General features: G+C 63.5%; 17 protein-coding genes. 6 read left to right on the forward strand and 11 right to left on the reverse strand.

All coding sequences use genetic code 11. The features are described 5' to 3' along the window. Nucleotides 1–22: 22 nt before the first annotated feature. Complete coding sequence (locus ACFVHU_RS13825) at nucleotides 23–1,252, forward strand: acyl-CoA dehydrogenase family protein (protein WP_388024854.1); 1,230 nt, start codon at nucleotides 23–25, stop codon at nucleotides 1,250–1,252. A 117-nt stretch (nucleotides 1,253–1,369) separates the two neighbouring features. On the opposite strand, the gene ACFVHU_RS13830 is transcribed toward ACFVHU_RS13825, so the two are convergent. Continuing rightward, a complete protein-coding gene (locus ACFVHU_RS13830) occupies nucleotides 1,370–2,410 on the reverse strand; it encodes an MBL fold metallo-hydrolase (RefSeq protein ID WP_388024856.1) in 1,041 nt (346 codons plus the stop codon). 145 nt (nucleotides 2,411–2,555) lie between these two features. On the opposite strand from ACFVHU_RS13830, the gene ACFVHU_RS13835 reads away from it, so the two are divergent. Next, on the forward strand, nucleotides 2,556–3,473 hold the full coding sequence (locus ACFVHU_RS13835; protein WP_388024858.1) for a LysR substrate-binding domain-containing protein: 918 nt from the start codon (nucleotides 2,556–2,558) through the stop codon (nucleotides 3,471–3,473). 45 nt (nucleotides 3,474–3,518) lie between these two features. Here the strand turns inward: ACFVHU_RS13835 and ACFVHU_RS13840 are convergent, their stop codons facing one another. Both ACFVHU_RS13840 and ACFVHU_RS13845 read right to left on the reverse strand, forming a co-directional pair. Then, on the reverse strand, nucleotides 3,519–4,868 hold the full coding sequence (locus tag ACFVHU_RS13840) for an MFS transporter (protein WP_105662301.1): 1,350 nt from the start codon (nucleotides 4,866–4,868) through the stop codon (nucleotides 3,519–3,521). Then, complete coding sequence (locus ACFVHU_RS13845; RefSeq protein ID WP_133833911.1) at nucleotides 4,865–5,911, reverse strand: MBL fold metallo-hydrolase; 1,047 nt, start codon at nucleotides 5,909–5,911, stop codon at nucleotides 4,865–4,867. The genes ACFVHU_RS13840 and ACFVHU_RS13845 overlap by 4 nt, the downstream gene beginning before the upstream one ends. 149 nt (nucleotides 5,912–6,060) lie before the next feature. Between ACFVHU_RS13845 and ACFVHU_RS13850 the strand changes: the two genes are divergently transcribed. Both ACFVHU_RS13850 and ACFVHU_RS13855 read left to right on the forward strand, forming a co-directional pair. Further along, entirely contained in the window at nucleotides 6,061–6,444 is a 384-nt protein-coding gene (locus ACFVHU_RS13850; RefSeq protein ID WP_105656433.1) for a YidH family protein, read from the forward strand. Beyond that, the gene (locus ACFVHU_RS13855; RefSeq protein WP_105656432.1) at nucleotides 6,444–6,770 is read left to right on the forward strand and encodes a DUF202 domain-containing protein; all 327 of its coding nucleotides are present in this window, start codon (nucleotides 6,444–6,446) and stop codon (nucleotides 6,768–6,770) included. The genes ACFVHU_RS13850 and ACFVHU_RS13855 overlap by 1 nt, the downstream gene beginning before the upstream one ends. 169 nt (nucleotides 6,771–6,939) lie before the next feature. On the opposite strand, the gene ACFVHU_RS13860 is transcribed toward ACFVHU_RS13855, so the two are convergent. After that, on the reverse strand, nucleotides 6,940–7,410 hold the full coding sequence (locus ACFVHU_RS13860; RefSeq protein ID WP_332727602.1) for a hypothetical protein: 471 nt from the start codon (nucleotides 7,408–7,410) through the stop codon (nucleotides 6,940–6,942). A 79-nt stretch (nucleotides 7,411–7,489) separates the two neighbouring features. Beyond that, a complete protein-coding gene (locus tag ACFVHU_RS13865; protein WP_105656430.1) occupies nucleotides 7,490–7,735 on the reverse strand; it encodes a hypothetical protein in 246 nt (81 codons plus the stop codon). Between the two features lie 786 nt (nucleotides 7,736–8,521). Between ACFVHU_RS13865 and ACFVHU_RS13870 the strand changes: the two genes are divergently transcribed. Beyond that, nucleotides 8,522–8,932, forward strand: a complete 411-nt coding sequence (locus ACFVHU_RS13870; protein ID WP_286134073.1) for a DUF6069 family protein — start codon at nucleotides 8,522–8,524, stop codon at nucleotides 8,930–8,932. A gap of 98 nt (nucleotides 8,933–9,030) precedes the next feature. Beyond that, nucleotides 9,031–9,468, forward strand: coding sequence for a DUF6069 family protein (locus ACFVHU_RS13875; protein WP_105656428.1), 438 nt, complete (start codon nucleotides 9,031–9,033; stop codon nucleotides 9,466–9,468). Between the two features lie 92 nt (nucleotides 9,469–9,560). Here ACFVHU_RS13875 and ACFVHU_RS13880 read toward each other — a convergent pair whose 3' ends face one another. From ACFVHU_RS13880 to ACFVHU_RS13905, 6 genes are all read right to left on the reverse strand, one after another. Next, nucleotides 9,561–10,862 (reverse strand): MFS transporter, encoded by a 1,302-nt coding sequence (locus tag ACFVHU_RS13880; protein ID WP_133833913.1) that lies wholly within the window; start codon nucleotides 10,860–10,862, stop codon nucleotides 9,561–9,563. 180 nt (nucleotides 10,863–11,042) lie between these two features. Next, nucleotides 11,043–11,546, reverse strand: a complete 504-nt coding sequence (locus ACFVHU_RS13885; protein ID WP_388024862.1) for a hypothetical protein — start codon at nucleotides 11,544–11,546, stop codon at nucleotides 11,043–11,045. A 66-nt stretch (nucleotides 11,547–11,612) separates the two neighbouring features. After that, nucleotides 11,613–12,413, reverse strand: coding sequence for an HpcH/HpaI aldolase/citrate lyase family protein (locus ACFVHU_RS13890; protein WP_388024863.1), 801 nt, complete (start codon nucleotides 12,411–12,413; stop codon nucleotides 11,613–11,615). Next, nucleotides 12,406–12,930: a MaoC family dehydratase gene (locus ACFVHU_RS13895; protein WP_388024865.1), complete on the reverse strand. Its 525-nt coding sequence runs from the start codon at nucleotides 12,928–12,930 to the stop codon at nucleotides 12,406–12,408. Before ACFVHU_RS13895 ends, ACFVHU_RS13890 begins: the two co-directional genes overlap by 8 nt. After that, nucleotides 12,927–14,975 (reverse strand): biotin carboxylase N-terminal domain-containing protein, encoded by a 2,049-nt coding sequence (locus ACFVHU_RS13900; RefSeq protein WP_388024866.1) that lies wholly within the window; start codon nucleotides 14,973–14,975, stop codon nucleotides 12,927–12,929. Before ACFVHU_RS13900 ends, ACFVHU_RS13895 begins: the two co-directional genes overlap by 4 nt. Nucleotides 14,976–14,990: 15 nt before the next feature. Continuing rightward, nucleotides 14,991–16,595 (reverse strand): carboxyl transferase domain-containing protein, encoded by a 1,605-nt coding sequence (locus tag ACFVHU_RS13905; protein ID WP_388024868.1) that lies wholly within the window; start codon nucleotides 16,593–16,595, stop codon nucleotides 14,991–14,993. Nucleotide 16,596: the final 1 nt, after the last annotated feature.

Raw genomic sequence — 16,596 nt, forward strand, 5'->3', positions numbered from 1 at the left:
TTCTCCCGGATTGGACTGAACGATGACTGTACTTGCAACTGGCAATCGACTCGCAGGCCTCAAAAACCGCTTCGCACCGCTCTTCGCGCGCATTGCGCAGGGTGCAGCTGAACGCGACCGCACCGGCGAATTGCCCTACCAGCAGGTCGCGGACCTGGCCGCTGCTGGCTTTGGCGCGGTTCGGGTCCCGGAATCGCACGGGGGTGCCGGCGCTACGCTGCCCGAACTCTTCGAGCTCTTCGTGGATCTCGCGGCGGCGGATTCCAATATTGCCCAAGCGCTGCGCGCGCACTTCGCCTTCGTCGAGGACCGTCTGGTTGCGGCCCCCGGTCCGGGGCGCGACAAGTGGCTGGCCCGCTTCGTGGCGGGAGAATTGGTGGGCAACTCCTGGACCGAGGTCGGCACCGTCAAGGTCGGGGACGTGATCACCAAGGTCACCCCGGACGGCGAGGGAAGATTCAAGCTCAACGGCACCAAGTACTACTCCACCGGCTCGATCTTCGCCGACTGGCTCGATACCTACGCAGAGCGCACCGACACCGGAAAGCGCGTGATCGCCGCAGTCAACCGCCACCAGCCCGGCGTCGAGCTGGCCGATGACTGGGATGGCTTCGGCCAGCGCACCACGGGTACCGGCACCTCCACCTTCACCGATGCGATTGTCGCCGAAGAAGACCTCATCGACTTCGATACGCGTTTCAAGTACCAGACAGCTTTCTACCAGCAGGTGCTGCTCGCTGTTCTGGCCGGCTCCGCCAAAGCAGCCGAGCGCGACTTCGCCGCCGAGCTGAAGGCGCGCAAGCGGACCTTCAGCCATGCCGCGGCCAATCTGGCGGCCGAAGACCCGCAGCTGCTGCAGGTGATCGGCGAGGTCTCCGCGGCGGCCTTCGCTGCCGCGGCAACGGTGGAACGAGTGTCGACGGCATTGCAGGGAGCCTATGAAACTGCGCAGGCGCTGCACACCGGCGAGGTGACCGGGGAAGAGGACGAAGCAGCCAACGATGCGGCAGAGCTGGCCAGCGCCCAGGCGCAGGTGGTGCTCACGCCATTGGTCCTCAACGCGATCACCCACGCTTTCGATGCGCTGGCCGCCAGCGCCACGAGCGTTACCAAGAACCTGGACCGGCACTGGCGCAATGCCCGTACCGCCGGCAACCACAACCCCTGGGTGTTCAAGGCGCGGTTGATTGGCGACCTGGCGGTTAATGGCACCGAGCTTCCGCGCGTGTGGGCGATTGGTGCATCAAAGTAGATTCCATGGTCTTGCGGGTCCAGCATTCTTTGCCGATGCTGGGCCCGTGGTCGTCGGCCCGGGGCAATTGATCGACCATGGTTCCAGCCGCCTGACGGATAGCTGCCGGCCTTGGCCCTAGCGCACCTGGGTAACCGTGCCACTTGCGATATGGAAGATATCCAAGTCGCGGGGTACGAAGAGGCCGCCAGAGAACTGTTTCGAAGCCCGCTGCCAAACTTCCATTCCAGATCCAGCGGGAACCAAATGATGCAGCGCCAAGTTCCGTGCTCCAGCCCGCTGGGCGATTCGTCCTGCATCTTCTGCGGTGGTGTGCGCGCGCCGATGATGTCCCATGCTCGCTTCCAGCTCGGAGGATGAAGCATGCGGGTAGCTACGAGCGATGGCCTCCAGATCAATAGCTTCATGGAACAGCAAGTCGCAGCCTTGGGACAGGCGCGCAAGATTTGCGCTTGGCGCTGTATCGCCGGAAACCACGACCGATCCATATCTCGAATCAAAGCGGAATGCGAATGCCGGAGCGATAGGTTGGTGCTGGACCAGGATAGCGCTAATTTTTACATGCCGATCAGCGTATATTTCAAAAGGCTCCATGTCCGGGTGATTATTGTGGTTGGGGTGGAAGCCTGTGCCGGCAGGAATCTCGATATCTACGCCATGGAAAATATCCGAAATATCAGGTGCCGCCGAATCCCGTCGGCGATCGTTGAGATCTGTCGCATGGGCGCGCAGCAGCAAGTTGACCATGGCGTTGGTCCCGGGTGTGGGCGACTGCGGAAATATGGCTTCCGGCTCCTCGGCCGCTGTCTGCATCGAGGGCAGCACTCCTCGATCACTCGGTCCGAAAACAGGAACCTGCCGACCCTCGGTGCCGCGGAACGCAAGGCCGCCCAGGACCATGACAGAATTCAGGTCAATGACGTGGTCTGAATGCTGATGGGTAATGAAAATTCCGCGCAGGGCAGTGGGGTGAATCCCGATCTCAGCCAGGCCCAAACCGACGCCATGGCCGCAATCCACCAAGTAAGCGTGGCCGTCCACAACGATCGCGGTAGAAATTCCGCGACGGTGACCGGTTCCTGGATCCGGCCTCAATAGCGGGCCGCCAGCAGTTCCAAGCGCCACTGCATGCATTCCGGTCTTCATTACTGGCTTCATCTGTCTCCTGTAGACGGGTTATTTCATCGGCAAGCTGATGCCATCATCCGCGGAGGCAATGAAGTAGTCAAGGAATAATAGATTATTCGTCTCATAACATTTTCTAGTTGGCAGCGGTCCGCTGCCCGCTGGCTAGACTGGGCGGGTGATCAACTACACCCTGCGCCAGCTGCAGTACTTCGTCGCCGTCGCTGAACTCGGCTCCATCTCCGCCGCAGCGAAGCAGTGCCATATTTCCCAGGCAGCCATGTCCCAGTCCATGGACGAGCTGGAACGCGCCGTCGGCTCGCAGGTGCTGGTGCGCAGACGTGCCCGCGGCGTGGTGCTCACGGCTGTCGGCACGGACTTCCTGCTGGACTCGCGGGCCCTGGTGCGCCATGCCGAAGAAGTGCAGGACCAGATTGTCGAACGCCAGACCAAGCTCTCCGGCCCTTTGGTGATCGGCTGCTATTCCTCGCTGGCCGCTTTCTGGATCCCGGTGATCTGCGAACGCTTCACCAATGTGCACCCGGATTTGCAGGTCACCCTCGTGGAGGGGGACGGGGCCGACCTGCAGGAGCGCATGCTCAAGGGCCACCTGGATGCGGTGCTCACCCATACCCGCCACCTGCTGCCGCAGGTCTCTTCGCGTACGGTGATGTCGGGCCGGCCCTATGTGCTGGTGGGAGGCAATCACCGGCTGGCCGATCGCACCTCCGTCGCCTTGAGCGAACTGGCCGACGACGACTTCGTCTCCCTGGACATCCCCACGGTGCGCGATAACCAGCTGGTGAATCTTCGCATGTCGGGCTTGGACCCCAAGGTGCGGTGGAGTTCGCAGAGCTTCGAGGCGGTGCGCGGGATGGTGGCTCGGGGTTTGGGCTATACCGTTCTGGTGCAGCGCCCGCCGGTCAACCTGAGCTACGACGGCTTGCCGCTGTCGGTATTGGAGATCGAGGGCGAGGTTGGCGTGAGCGATATCTGCGTGGCCTACACCGCTTCGGACCGCCCTAGCTTGCGGCTGCGCGCGTTCTTGGATTTCTGCGAGGAAGCCGGAGCCGAGAAAGAGCGCAAGGCCGGTTAGAACCCGTAGGTTCCAACCGGCCCCGCGCTTTCGCCAGTCGGGAGGCTAGTGGCTCATTTCCTCGGCCTCGAGGTCGGCGTCGCGGCCTTCCTTGATGCCGCGCATGGCCAGGGCGGCGACGATGAACGCGGCGGCCCAAACGGCTCCGGCGATCCACAGCGATCCGCCGCCCAGCAGCACCAGGCCTGCAACGATCATCGGGGTGAAACCCGCGCCCACGGTGGAGGAGAGCTGGTAGACCAGCGAAGCGCCGGTGTAGCGGATGCGGGTTGGGAACAGCTCCGCGGTGAACGCGCCGAACGGCCCGAAGATGAAGGCCTGGATGATGCCGTTGGCCACGAACAGCGCGATGGCGAAGAGCCACAGCTGGCCCAGTTCCAGCATCCACATGATCGGCAGGGCGGCCACGGCGCCGGCGAGGATGCCGACCATCATGACCGGGCGGCGGCCCAGCTTGTCTGAATAGCGCGATGAAACCCAGATGCCCACCACGGTCAACGCGGCGCCAATGGCCTTGATGTTCAGCACCGCAGTGCGGTCCATGCCGACTTCCTCGACCACGTAGGAGATGGCCCAGACGGTCATCAGGCCCTGCACCGTGTAGGAGCTCATGCCCACCAGGGTTCCGCGGATGACGGACTTCGGGTACTTGGTGATGACCTCCATGAAGGGGGTCTTGCGCTCTTCTGCCTTGTTTTCCAACGCGAGGAACAGCGGGGACTCGGTGACCTTCAGCCGGATGACCAGCCCGATGCCCACCAGCGCGATGCTGATCAGGAACGGAATGCGCCAGCCCCAGGCCAGGAACTGCTCATTGGGCATGAGCGAGACGGCCGAGACTGCCAACGTGGCCATCACGGCGCCGGCCGGGCCGCCCATGTTCGCGAAGCTCGCCGCGAAGCCGCGGCGCTCCTTCGGCGCGTGCTCCAGCGCCATCAGCATGGCCCCGCCCCATTCGCCGCCCACGGCCAGGCCCTGGACGATGCGCAAGATGATCAGCGCGATCGGGGCCAGCATGCCGATCTGCGCGGTGGGAGGAAGCAGTCCGATCAGTGTCGAGGCACCGCCCATCATCGCCATCGAGGTGATCAGCACGCCCTTGCGGCCGATCTTGTCGCCGAAGTGGCCGAACACGATGCCGCCCAGCGGGCGGGCCAGATAGCCCACGGCCAAGGTGGCAAAGGAAGCGAAGATGGCTACACCCGGGGTCAGGCCCACGAAGAAGACCTTGTTGAAGACCAGCGAGGCCGCCGTGGCGTAGAGGATGAAATCGTAGAATTCGATTGCGCTGCCGATGAAGCTGGAAGCCAGGATCCGGCGCATCTGCGGGGATTTCAGCGAGGGAACCAACGCCTGTGCCTCCACGCCGTTGCCATTATTCAGGGTGCTGCTCATCGTACTGCCGCCATTTCACTGTTGACGCGGGAAAAGGATATCGTGTCCAGATCGTTGGGCACTAGGTAGTTGCCGGAGAATTTCGCGGCGTGGGCTTCCCAGACCTGCAAAGGCGTAGTTCCGGGGACCAGATGGTGCAGGGCCAGGCTGCGCGCCCCGGCCTGGTGCGCGATCTCGATCGCCTGCTCCGGCGAGGTGTGCGAGGCGCGGTGGTGGTCCATCGAAGCCTGGGCTTCCAAGGTGCCAACCGAACCGTAGGCGCGTTGCACCCAGTCGAAATCGATGGCCTCATGAAGCAGCAGGTCGGTATCCTTCGCCAGGGCCACCAGGTTCTGGCAGGGCGCGGTGTCTCCGGAAATGGTCACCGAGCCTTCTGCGGTATCGAAGCGGAAGGCGAAGGCCGGGGCGATCGGCGGGTGCTTGACCAGGGTTGCGGTCACCGTGACCAGCTCGTCTTGGTAGATCTCGAACGGCGCGAAGCCCTTCGGCGTCGGGTTCTCGTTGGGGTGGTACCCGGTGCCCACCGGAATCTCGATGTCCGAGGCGATGAAGTGGTCCAGCGGGGAGGGGCGCAGGGCGTCGATCACGCGGTCATTCAGGTCCGTGGCGTAGGCCTGCATCAGATGCTCGAACATCGAGGCAGTGCCCGGGGTCGGATTTTGCGCGAAGACCGGCTGCGGGGCGGTCACTGCGCGCGGGGAGGCAGGTGGCAGGGCGCCGCGGTCGCCGGGGCCGATGATGGAAATCGGAGCCTTGCCGGCCGGCAGGGTGAACATTCCGAAGATGGCCAGCGAAGCCAGGTCGATGGTGTGATCGGAGTGCAAGTGCGTGAGGAAGATGCCGCGAAGGTTCGCAGGGGTGAACCCGGCCTTCATCAGCTGGTTGCCCACGCCGGTTCCGGCATCCACCAGGTAGACGCTTTCGCCTACGACTACGGCGGTGGAAATTCCCGCGCGCTTGCCGGCGTTCTCGCCGGTCCACCAGCGTGGTCCGCCGGCGGTGCCCAGCGTAACGACGCGGGGATTGAGATTGGTGGAGGCCATGGAATGCGCCCTTTCGTTCGTTCAGGTACTGCATTCAATTCTTATGCACTGGATCACATTCGTAAAACTGTTTTTATCAACCAACTAAATAGGTTTAGCCGATAATGGGTTGGGTATGCTCATAGCATCGACGCAAACCAAGGAGGGTCATGTCCGAGCAAGATCGCAGCCGGCTTTCACGCTGGATATTGCCACGGGGCAGTGAGCCTGACCCGCGCTTCACGCTGGCCAACGAGCGCACCTTCTTGGCCTGGATTCGAACTTCGCTAGCCTTCCTCGCGGGCGGCACAGCGCTGGAGGCCTTCGCCGCAGAGGCCTTCCCGTCGCCAGTTCGCACCTGGCTGGCGGTGCTGGTGATCGGCGTCGGCATCCTGATTGCCGCCGGTGCAGCCGTGCGCTGGGTCCGCGTGGAACGCAGCATGCGCACCGGCAGGCCGTTGCCGATTCCCGCCATTGTCCCGCTGCTGGCATTCGGTGCCGTGGTGGCCTCACTGGCAGCGATCGCCATGATTTTCTGGTCCCTCAGCTCGTGATGAAAGAGCCCATCGAGATCAGCGACCCGGGGTTGCAGCCAGAGCGCACCGTCTTCGCGTGGAACCGGACAATGGTTTCATTTCTCGTGGTTTCCGCGGTCTTCCTGCGCTGGCTTCCGCACTATGGCCTGGCCGTGATCCTGCTGATTGCGATATCTTCCTCGATGGCATTCGGGATTCTGCTCTCGCAGCGTGCCCGGTACCGGAAAATGGCGCAAGGCGTGAAGGCTGAACGCGTCAGCGCGGATGTTCTCGCCGTGCTGCTGACAACAGCGGTGCTGCTGGCTCTAGGCGCTTGCGCGATCATCCTTGTGCTCGGCGCCTAGTTCCGGGTGCTCGCCAGGCGCAGGTTTATCGAGGCTGCGGCAGTAGCGGCCAGAGGAGTTGCAGGCGCGGCGCGAGTGCTGTTCCGGCCCTATTGCGAATGCCCGGGCCGGTGCAGCCAGTCCAGGCGCTCTAGCTGTACCGGTGCTGGGACCCGGATTTACCGAAGGGTCAGGGCCCATGGAGCTCGAGAATCTCCGCGGAGCTGAATGCTACCGATTCCGCGAGCTTTTGCACCGCTGCATAACGCTGTGACTCCGCATCGATATCCTTGTGGAACTGGGAATTTCTTTCGTCCCTATCAGCCTCGAACTTCTTTCCGGCGAGAGCCAGCTCCCGGGCAATTAATGCTGCCAATCCGTCACGCAGTTGTTCCAGGGAGGTGTTGGAAATTTCCAATCTTCGGTTAGCTGCGCTCAGAACGGCATCAGGGTAGCCGGCGGCATCGAGTTGGCCGCGCATGAAATCGCTGGTCAAGAACTCTGTTTCCTCGGCTGCGGGCTGGCGGTTGAAAACGGCGGCAACCCGGTACGCGCCGGGCGCCTTGTCGCTGAGCAAAGTTCCCGGCAGAGAGTTCATGAGCACCGGGCCTATCTTCAGCGGCTGGTGCTTCTTGCCAAGAGTGCGGGAGAAGTCCATCATGGCTTTTCCTTTCCATGTCCGTTCCATGCCGGCGACCAGGGTGCTCTGCCGTGGGCAGCAGCGCCTGGCGCCAGCTCAGCTAGGCTTGCCGTAGGGTTGCTTGGCCCGTAGCAGGCAAGATGTCCACGCGGCGCTCTGGTCCCTGTAGTGGTTCTTGCGAACTGTAGGCAACCTTGCGCCATCCGCATGAGGTGCAGGTCCAGAGCACTTCACGCATCGTTACCAGCATGTCCTGGCGCTGGCCAGCTTCGTGGCCGCCTTCGTTGTCCCATCTCTTGAGCTGGTTTTGATCATCGACGAATCGACGGGTTTCTGTTTCAACCAAGGTATTTCTGTAGCACCTCGGACAGCTGTTCGGCTTGTTCATGACATTCCCTCCGTTGCTGCATAGTCGTTTTTATTGCCGTGCTCTGCCCTCGGTGCTGCAGTTCAAGGCCGGTTCCACGGGAAACGCCGTACCATTTCTTGAGTTGGGCATCGCGGGGACCGCGGCAGTTGTGCGCGTACTACCGTTTTGCACTGTCGGCTTCAAAGGTGTTGTCCGGCTGTGCTGGTTGCATGATTCGCCACTAGCGGACCGAACCGGTCTGTGGGCTGCTGGAGCAAAACTGTGATTCGTTCCTGGCGGGCAACCCTTATCGGGCAAATGGAAGAAGCGCAAGGAAGCGGGCAGTTAATTCGAGCCGCCTCGATAAAGATCCCGGTTCAACACTGCTGCGTTAATCTGAACGCCGTCCTCGGCAATGAGGAGGGCACAAAAGCTCTACGCCGGTAGGAAGTGCTTCCGATGACGGCATTTCTACGGAAGTTAGATCCAATTCCAGTCTACTCCGGTTTTCCGGTTGTGGACCGGAAAATGGCCAAGTGAAGCGACGAAGGGTGCCCGCGGCTGCAACGGCTTGTGTTGCCGAGGGGCGTCACCCTGTCGCGGTCCGGGCCATGGCGCGGGAGGCCAGCGGAAACCGCCATCGGCTAATGCGGGGCCCGATCTTGAATGTTCCGGAGTTCGGGGTCCAACGGGCGGGAATGCGCGTACAGTGAAAATACCGGTCCAGCTCGAATTCGCTGTAAAAGGGGATGATTCGCGATGCAGGCTGACGCTAGATTCAAGATGCCGTTCAATTTCGCCCAGGTGGTTATTGCGGCTTTCGGAGCCATGGGGCTTAGCACCTTGGCCTATTTTGTTGCCAGGGTTATCGGCGCATCCATGGAGTACTCCGGCGGCTTATTCCGGAACCTGGATTTCATCCACATCGTGCGATTCACTGCCCTGCCCATTCTCATTCTCGGCTTCCTGACCTTCTTGATCGGCCGGGCCAAGCCGGGCTTCTGCCGCATCGCCCAGTGGGTCGGCGTTGCCGCCGTCTTGACCTCAGCGGTGGTGCAGTGGTTCTTCGCCGAGGACTGGGGGACCGCGCTGACCCTGGCGATTATGCACCTGGTTGTTGCAGCGTCTTGGTATATCGCGGTGAACTACTCGAATAGGAAGTTCAACGAGATCGCGGCCCTGGAAAACCTATAGCCCTGCTAAGTGTCGCGGTTCTCACGGGCTCCTGAGAGCCGTGGCACAGGCACTCGGGAATAGAATAGTTGCGAACTATCAACAATTCTAGGAGTGCCATGACGTCTCAGGGACAACCCAATAGCCCATTCAATTTCATTCAGGTGATTATCGGTGCGCTGGGTACCAGCTACCTGAATGTCATCATTTTCTTCCTGTCTGGCGCCGCTGGGGCATCCCGCCGGATTGGTCCTAATTCAACTGATGTTGTCGCCTTTGACCACCTGTTGCAGTTCACGTTGATCCCGATTCTGTTCTTCGGCCTGGTGGTCTTCCTGATCGGACGGGCAAACAAGGGCATTTGCAAGATCGCGCAGTGGGCTGGCTTGCTCATCGCGGTAGTCTCGATCGTTTTCCCGATCATGAACGCAGCAGATGCCGCTACCGCTGTGGGCCTGTCCCTGATCCATATCGTGACCGGTATCGGCTGGTTCTTCTCGGTGCACTACGGCAACAAGGAGCTCCACGTTCCTTCCAAGGACGTAGCGCTCGTCTAAGCACGAAAAGCAAAACCTCGCAGAGCGATCAGCAATGATCTGTTCTGCGAGGTTTTCCGTTAAGCCGTGAGAGCTGCTGGTGCTGATTCGGGCTACACCCCAACTTTCTCGAGCTGAGGATGCTCGTAGGCTTTGCGCATGCGCGGCAAGAACAGCAGGCTGACGGCTGCCGCAAGGCACAGCACCGCAGCGGTAATCCACGCGGCCAGGTAGCTGCCGGTGGTTTCCCGCGACAGCCCTGCGGTCAGCGAGCCGGCGCCGGCGCCGATCATGTGGAAGGCGAAGACCCAGCCGAAGACCACGGTGGCTCTAACCGGACCGAAGTACTGGCGGCAGAGCACCACGGTAGGAGGCACGGTGGCCACCCAGTCCAAACCGTAGAAGACAATGAAGATCCACATCAGCGGCTCGACGGTTGGACCCATCAGCGAGTGCAGGAACATCAGGGACAGTCCGCGCAACGCGTAGTACACCGCAAGCAGCAGCCACGGGCGTACACGGTCGGTCAGCCACCCGGAGAACACCGTGCCGAGGATATCGAAAATGCCAACCAGCGCCAGCAACCCGGAAGCGGTCGTTGCCGGCATGCCATGGTCGTGCGCCGCAGGGATGAAGTGCGTCTGCACCAGCCCGTTGGTAGACCATCCGCAGATCCAGAAGGTCATCGCCAAGACCCAGAATGCCGGGTAGCGTGAGGCCGCGAACAGGGCCTTGAGAGTCGCGGCAGCCATCGAACCCTGCTGCGTTCCGGATGCCGGCGCGGCTGCAGCTCCGGCCCCGCCGTAAGGCAGTACACCGGCTTCGGCAGGGGAATTGGCGAAGGGCCAGCGCAGCAACGGGATGATCAGCACCGCGAAGACCGCAACAACCAGAGCCGCGGCCCTCCATGAGTACTGCTCGATGATCAGCACAATGCTTGGCAGGAACACCAGCTGGCCGGCGGCATTCGCGCCAGAGAAGATGCCCATCACCAGGCCGCGCCGTTCGCAGAACCAGCGGTTGGCAACCACAGAACCGAAAACCAACGCCATCGCCCCGGTGCCCAGTCCAACCAGCACACCCCAGAGCGCCCACAACTGCCAGATCTGGCTGATGAACACGGACAATCCGGCTCCGGAGGCCACCAATGCCAGAGCGATGGCAGCCACCTTGCGCATGGAATACCGTTCCAGCAAAGTCGCGGCGAAAGGAGCTGCCAGGCCGTAGACCACCAGGTTGATGGTCACCGCGGTCGATAACTGGGAGCGGAGCCAGCCGAATTCGGATTCAAGTGGTTCAAAGAACGCGCCGGTGGTCGAGCGGAACGCCGCCGTGGCGACTAGCGCCAGCGTGGTCACGATGGCGACCAGCCAGGCTCGATGGATCCGCAATGGCTTCGGGGAGTTCAATCGCATGCTCCTTCTGGGTGTTGCTTTAAGCATTTCACCGGCGCTAACAGGCATTGGAGTTCGTGACGTGCGAAGAACATATATTGATGTCCGAAACAGGTGGAGCGCCTTGCCTCGCCGGGATTAGCTGTGCATGGCGAAGCGCGGCAGACTCAGTTTTTGCGCCTGATCGGCTCTGCTTATTCGCTATGCGGGGTCGTTGCCGTTGCTGGGGTTCTGGCGCCGGCTGCGAGGGTGCCGGTCCTGCGGGGCCGGCGCACCCAGCGCCTGCCGCGGAAAGGTTTTTAGCTTGGCCCCGGAAGGCGGTTCGTCCTGGTCCAGCGGATCGGCCATGGCCGATGGGGCAGCGGAGACTTGGCCTGTTGCGGCTGCCTCGGCGGTTTGGGCCGTCACCGGGGCATCGCGGATGACCGGCATCCTGCGTGGCGGCAGCGGACGACGGTGGTGCACGAGGTAAATCAGCATGGCAATGGCCTTGTGCATGACCACGATGGTGAAGATGAGGGCTCCGGTGTAGCAGCCCCAGGCGACCAGGTGAAGCGTGGTCACTTCAAGGACGTTCAGCTCCAGCGAGCCGTTGAGCATCATGACGGCGCCGATTTGCTGGATGACCATGCCGAGCACGGCCAACCCCACCGCAAACCAGAAATACACCAGGGTATCGGCTCCGGGTTTCTTCACGACAGGCATTTGAACCTCCGTTGGCCAGCTGTCGGCGGTCATTGCTACACACTGTAGCCCATGGCGGTAAACAGCTTATCTGCCCAAGGTGGCCCGGGCCTGGCGCAGCAGCGGCTCATCGACCATCTGCCCTTCGAAAGCGAAAACTCCGGGATTCGCCTCCGCGGCGTCGAGGATCCGCCGGGCACGTTCCCGTTCTGCTTCGGTCGGTGCGAACGCCTCGCGAATGACCGGCATCTGGTTCGGGTGGATCGAGGCCTTTGCGGCGAATCCCGAGGCCTTGGCATCGCGGGACTCCTCGCCCAGGCCTTTGAGATCTGGAATATCGAGGTACACGGAATCAATTGCGGCCTTGCCGTTGGCCACCGCATGCAGCAGCACCTGCGACCGCGCGAACCGTGCCACCTCGCGGTAGCTGCCATCGTGGCCGCGCGAGGATGTGCCGCCGAGCGAGGCGATCAGGTCTTCCGCGCCCCACATCAGCGCGACGACATTCTGCGCCCCGGCAATGTCCGAGGCATTGGTGATGCCCTTGGCGGTTTCGCACAGTGCCAGCAGGTCGTAGCCTGCCAGCGCGGCCGGCTGCGCCGCCGATTCGCACTTGGGCAGCATCACGGTGCGGTAGGCCGTTTGCCCCAGCGCTGCCAGGTCCTTGGCGAAGTGCTCGCTATCGACCGGGTTCACGCGCACGATGACCCGCGCGGGATCCAGCGGCGTATCCAGCAAGGCGCGGCGGGCCGCGTCCTTGTTCCCGGCAGCCACAGCGTCTTCCAGATCGATGATGACCGCATCGGCACGCTGTGCCGCCTTGGCGTAGCGCTCGGGCCGGTCGGCCGGGCAGAACAGCAGGGAAGGACCCATCAGGAAGCTAGCCATTGGAGCTTTCCCCCTTGGGTTCCAGCGAATCCAAGTGCGCCTGCTGGGTCCACATCAGGCAGGTGCGGGTGGCGGTGGCCACGATGTTGCCGTGCTGGTTGCGGCCGGTGTGCGTCATGGACGCCAGGCCCTGCCCGGGGCGGGACTTCGATTCGCGCAGTGCGGTGATCTCGGTTTCGGTGTAGAGGGTATCGCCGTGGAACATCGGGTGCGGGAAGCGCACGTCATTGATGCCCAGCTGCCCCACGATGGTGCCCTCGGTCAGCTGGCCCACCGACTGCCCAATCATGGTGCTCAGAGTCAGCAGGGAGTTGACCAGCGGCTTGCCGAAGGGCTGGGTGGATGCCCATGCCGCGTCCAGGTGCAGTCCCTGGTTGTTCATGGTCATCGTCGTGAACGCGACGTTATCCGCTTCGGTCAGGGTGCGCCCGGGCTTGTGCACGTAGGTGGCCCCCAGCTGCAGCTCATCGAAGTAGAGGCCGCGCTGCTCGACACGTTTGTGGGTTTGCTCGCTCATGCGTCCTGCTCCTGATGCTGTGCTTCGGTTGGCTGCGCTGCTTCCACGGTGGCCACGACCTGCTTGGCCTTGACCAGATCCCCGGTCTTCAACCCGGTCATGCGCACGATGCCGTCCGCGGGGGAGAAGAGCTGGTGCTCCATCTTCATCGCTTCGATGCTCAGCAGCAGCTGGCCTTCGGCGACCGCATCGCCATCGGCCGCCTGCACGTTGATCACGGTGCCGGGCATGGGCGAGAGGACATGCGGGGAGAAGGTCCCGGATTGCTTGGCGATGGTGGCCAGCTGGCGTTCGAGGACTTCTTCGCGGGGCAGCTTGCGCACCGCCGCGGTCCAGCCTTCCTCGCACAGCCACAGCGTGCCATCGGCGGCGAAGGCGTGCTGTAGTGCTGTGCGCTGGCCGTTGACGGACAGGGTTCCATCCGGTTCCTGCCGCACGGTGAATTCTTCGGCGCCCACGCGCACCCGGCTCGAATCGGGATCCCTGAGCAATGCGGTCCTGCCCTCGGCGGCCTCGGCGTCGAAGTGCCCGATGCTGGCCCGGCGATGCTGGGACCGCCAGCCGTCGCGCAGGCCCCACGGAGTATTCGCGGCTGGAATGCGCCGATCCTCCAGATGCGCTGCCAGTGCCAGTTCGCGGGCCCCGACCTGGCGGAAGGCGAACTGGCCCATCTTCCGCTCGATCAGGTTGGTGTCCAGGGCCCCGGCGGCCACATCCTCGTCGGCCAGCAGCAGCCGCAGGTATTCGCTGTTGGTCAGCACGCCCAGCACCACGGTGCCGGCCAGTGCCTTATCCAAGCGGGCCAGCGCCTCGGTGCGATCCGGGCCCCAGACGATGAGCTTGGAAAGCATCGGATCGTAGTGGGCGCTGATCTCCAGGCCGTCGCGCAGCGAGGAATCCACCCGGACATTCTCCGGCTCGCGCACGTGCAGCACGGTGCCCACCGAGGGCAGGAAGCCGGAGGACGGGTCTTCGGCGTAGAGCCGGGCCTCGATGGCATGGCCTTCCAGCACCACCTGGTCCTGGGTGAAGTCCAGTGCGTGTCCGGCCGCGATGCGCACCTGCCACTGCACCAGATCCAGCTTGTCCCCGTTCACCCGCACGACTTCCTCTGTGACCGGGTGCTCCACCTGCAAGCGGGTGTTCATTTCCATGAAGAAGAATTCGTCGGGGTTCTGGTCGCTCACCAGGAACTCGACGGTTCCGGCGCCGACGTAGCCCACCGATTGCGCAGCGGCCACCGCGGCGGCGCCAATGCGCTCGCGGATCGCCGCGCCGTGCTCCAGGTTCTCGAACAGCGGAGCCGGGGCTTCCTCGATGACCTTCTGGTGGCGGCGCTGCAAGGAGCATTCGCGTTCGCCCAGGTGCACGGTGTTCCCGTGCGCATCGGCCAGGATCTGCACCTCGATATGGCGCGGATTGCGCACCAGGCGTTCGAGGAACAGGGTGTCATCGCCGAAGGCATTGCGTGCGGTACGCCGGGCGCTGGCCAGCGCTTCGGGCAGTTCTGCGGCGGATTCCACGGCGAACATGCCCTTGCCGCCGCCGCCGGCCGAAGGCTTGATCAGCAGCGGGAAGCCGACGTCCGCGGCAGCGGCGAGCAGCTGCTGATCGCCCAGGCCAGGTTCGGCGATGCCGGGAACCACCGGCACCTGGTGGGAGAGCACATGGTTCTTGGAGCGGATCTTGTCGCCCATGAGATTGATGGAGTTCACCGGCGGGCCGATAAAGGTGATGCCGGCAACTTCCAGCGCCCGGGCGAAGTCCACGTTCTCGGAGAGGAACCCGTAGCCCGGGTGCACCGCCTGGGCACCGGTGTGCCGGCAAGCGGCGATCACCGCGTCGATATCCAGGTAGCTTTCATTGGCCGCAGCCGCGCCGATGCGCACCGCGCGATCGGCTTCGGACACATGCAGCGCCCCGGCATCGGCATCGGAGTAGACGGCGACCGATTCGATGCCCAGCGCCCGCAGGGTACGGATGATGCGCACCGCGATTTCTCCGCGGTTGGCGATCAGGACAGTGTCAAAGAGCTTCGTAGTCATGGTGTTTTCCTCGTACTACATCCGGAAGAGGCCGAAGCTGGTCTCCGGCAGCGGCTGGCGGGCGCAGACATCCAGGGCCATGCCGAGCACCCGGCGGGTATCTGCCGGGTCGATGACGCCGTCGTCCCATAATCTGGCGGTGGAATAGTAGGGGTTTCCCTGGGTTTCGTACTGCTCGCGGATCGGGGCCTTGAACGATTCCTCCTCCTCGGCGCTCCAGTTGCCGCCGCCCGCCTCGATTCCGTCGCGCTTGACCGTGGAGAGCACCGACGCGGCCTGGGCCCCGCCCATCACCGAGATCCGCGCGGCCGGCCACATCCACAAGAAGCGCGGGGAGTAGGCCCGGCCGCACATCGAGTAGTTGCCGGCGCCGAAGGAGCCTCCGATGACCACCGTCAGCTTGGGCACCCGGGCGGTGGCCACGGCGGTGACCATCTTGGCCCCGTGCTTGGCGATGCCGTCCGCCTCGTAGTCGCGGCCCACCATGAATCCGGCGAGGTTCTGCAAGAAGAGCAGCGGGATGCCGCGCTGGTCGCACAGCTCGATGAAGTGCGCGCCCTTCATCGCGGATTCGGAGAACAGCACGCCGTTGTTGGCGATGATGCCTACCCGGTGCCCGTGGATCTGCGCGAAGCCGGTGACCAGGGTGGTGCCGTAGTCGGCCTTGAATTCGTGGAACTCGCTGGCATCGATGATGCGGGCGATGACCTCGTGCACGTCGTAGGGCGCGTTGACATCCACCGGCACCACCCCGGCCAGTTCGCTGCCCGGGTAGAGTGGCTCGGCGACCTGGCTCTCGATGGTCCACGCGGGGGCCGGGTTGGCCGGCAGGGTGGAGACGATATCGCGGATGATCATCAGCGCGTGATCGTCGTTCTCGGCCAGGTGGTCCACCACGCCCGAGGTCTTGGCGTGCAGGTCGCCGCCGCCCAGCTCCTCGGCGGTGACGATCTCCCCGATGGCGGCCTTCACCAGCGGTGGTCCGCCCAGGAAGATGGTGCCCTGGTTGCGCACGATGACCGTCTCGTCGCTCATTGCCGGAACGTAGGCGCCGCCGGCGGTGCAGGAACCGAGCACCGCAGCCAGCTGCGGGATCTTCTTCGCGGAGAGCTGCGCCTGGTTGTAGAAGATGCGCCCGAAGTGCTCGCGGTCCGGGAAGACCTCGTCCTGCATGGGCAGGAACGCCCCGCCCGAATCCACCAGGTAGATGCAGGGCAGGCCGTTCTCCAGCGCGATTTCCTGGGCGCGCAGGTGCTTCTTGACCGTCATCGGGAAGTAGGTGCCGCCCTTGACGGTGGCGTCGTTGGCGATGACCAGCACGTGGCGGCCGTGCACCAGGCCGATGCCGGCGATCATTCCGGCGCCGGGGCTGGCGCCGTCATACATGTCCTCGGCGGCCAGCGGTGCGATCTCCAGGAAGGGCGAGCCGTCGTCCAGCAGCGCGTCTACGCGTTCGCGGGGCAGCAGCTTGCCGCGATCCACATGGCGCTGCCGGGACTTCTCGGAGCCGCCGCGCGCAGCGCGTTCGAGCCGTTCGTGCAGTTCGGCCAGCAGCGGTGCCTGGTCGGCGGCGTTGCGCTCGAACTGCTCGGGGTTCAAGTGGGAGGAGAGGGTCTTCACG

Source organism: Glutamicibacter sp. NPDC127525 (assembly GCF_042672105.1).
GTDB lineage: Bacteria > Actinomycetota > Actinomycetes > Actinomycetales > Micrococcaceae > Glutamicibacter.

Coding starts and splice junctions, on each gene's coding strand:
- ACFVHU_RS13825 (WP_388024854.1), top strand. CDS start 23: ATGACTGTACTTGCAACTGGCAATCGACTCGCAGGCCTCAAAAACCGC.
- ACFVHU_RS13830 (WP_388024856.1), bottom strand. CDS start 2,410: ATGAAGCCAGTAATGAAGACCGGAATGCATGCAGTGGCGCTTGGAACT.
- ACFVHU_RS13840 (WP_105662301.1), bottom strand. CDS start 4,868: ATGAGCAGCACCCTGAATAATGGCAACGGCGTGGAGGCACAGGCGTTG.
- ACFVHU_RS13845 (WP_133833911.1), bottom strand. CDS start 5,911: ATGGCCTCCACCAATCTCAATCCCCGCGTCGTTACGCTGGGCACCGCC.
- ACFVHU_RS13850 (WP_105656433.1), top strand. CDS start 6,061: ATGTCCGAGCAAGATCGCAGCCGGCTTTCACGCTGGATATTGCCACGG.
- ACFVHU_RS13855 (WP_105656432.1), top strand. CDS start 6,444: ATGAAAGAGCCCATCGAGATCAGCGACCCGGGGTTGCAGCCAGAGCGC.
- ACFVHU_RS13860 (WP_332727602.1), bottom strand. CDS start 7,410: ATGATGGACTTCTCCCGCACTCTTGGCAAGAAGCACCAGCCGCTGAAG.
- ACFVHU_RS13870 (WP_286134073.1), top strand. CDS start 8,522: ATGCCGTTCAATTTCGCCCAGGTGGTTATTGCGGCTTTCGGAGCCATG.
- ACFVHU_RS13875 (WP_105656428.1), top strand. CDS start 9,031: ATGACGTCTCAGGGACAACCCAATAGCCCATTCAATTTCATTCAGGTG.
- ACFVHU_RS13880 (WP_133833913.1), bottom strand. CDS start 10,862: ATGCGATTGAACTCCCCGAAGCCATTGCGGATCCATCGAGCCTGGCTG.
- ACFVHU_RS13885 (WP_388024862.1), bottom strand. CDS start 11,546: ATGCCTGTCGTGAAGAAACCCGGAGCCGATACCCTGGTGTATTTCTGG.
- ACFVHU_RS13890 (WP_388024863.1), bottom strand. CDS start 12,413: ATGGCTAGCTTCCTGATGGGTCCTTCCCTGCTGTTCTGCCCGGCCGAC.
- ACFVHU_RS13895 (WP_388024865.1), bottom strand. CDS start 12,930: ATGAGCGAGCAAACCCACAAACGTGTCGAGCAGCGCGGCCTCTACTTC.
- ACFVHU_RS13900 (WP_388024866.1), bottom strand. CDS start 14,975: ATGACTACGAAGCTCTTTGACACTGTCCTGATCGCCAACCGCGGAGAA.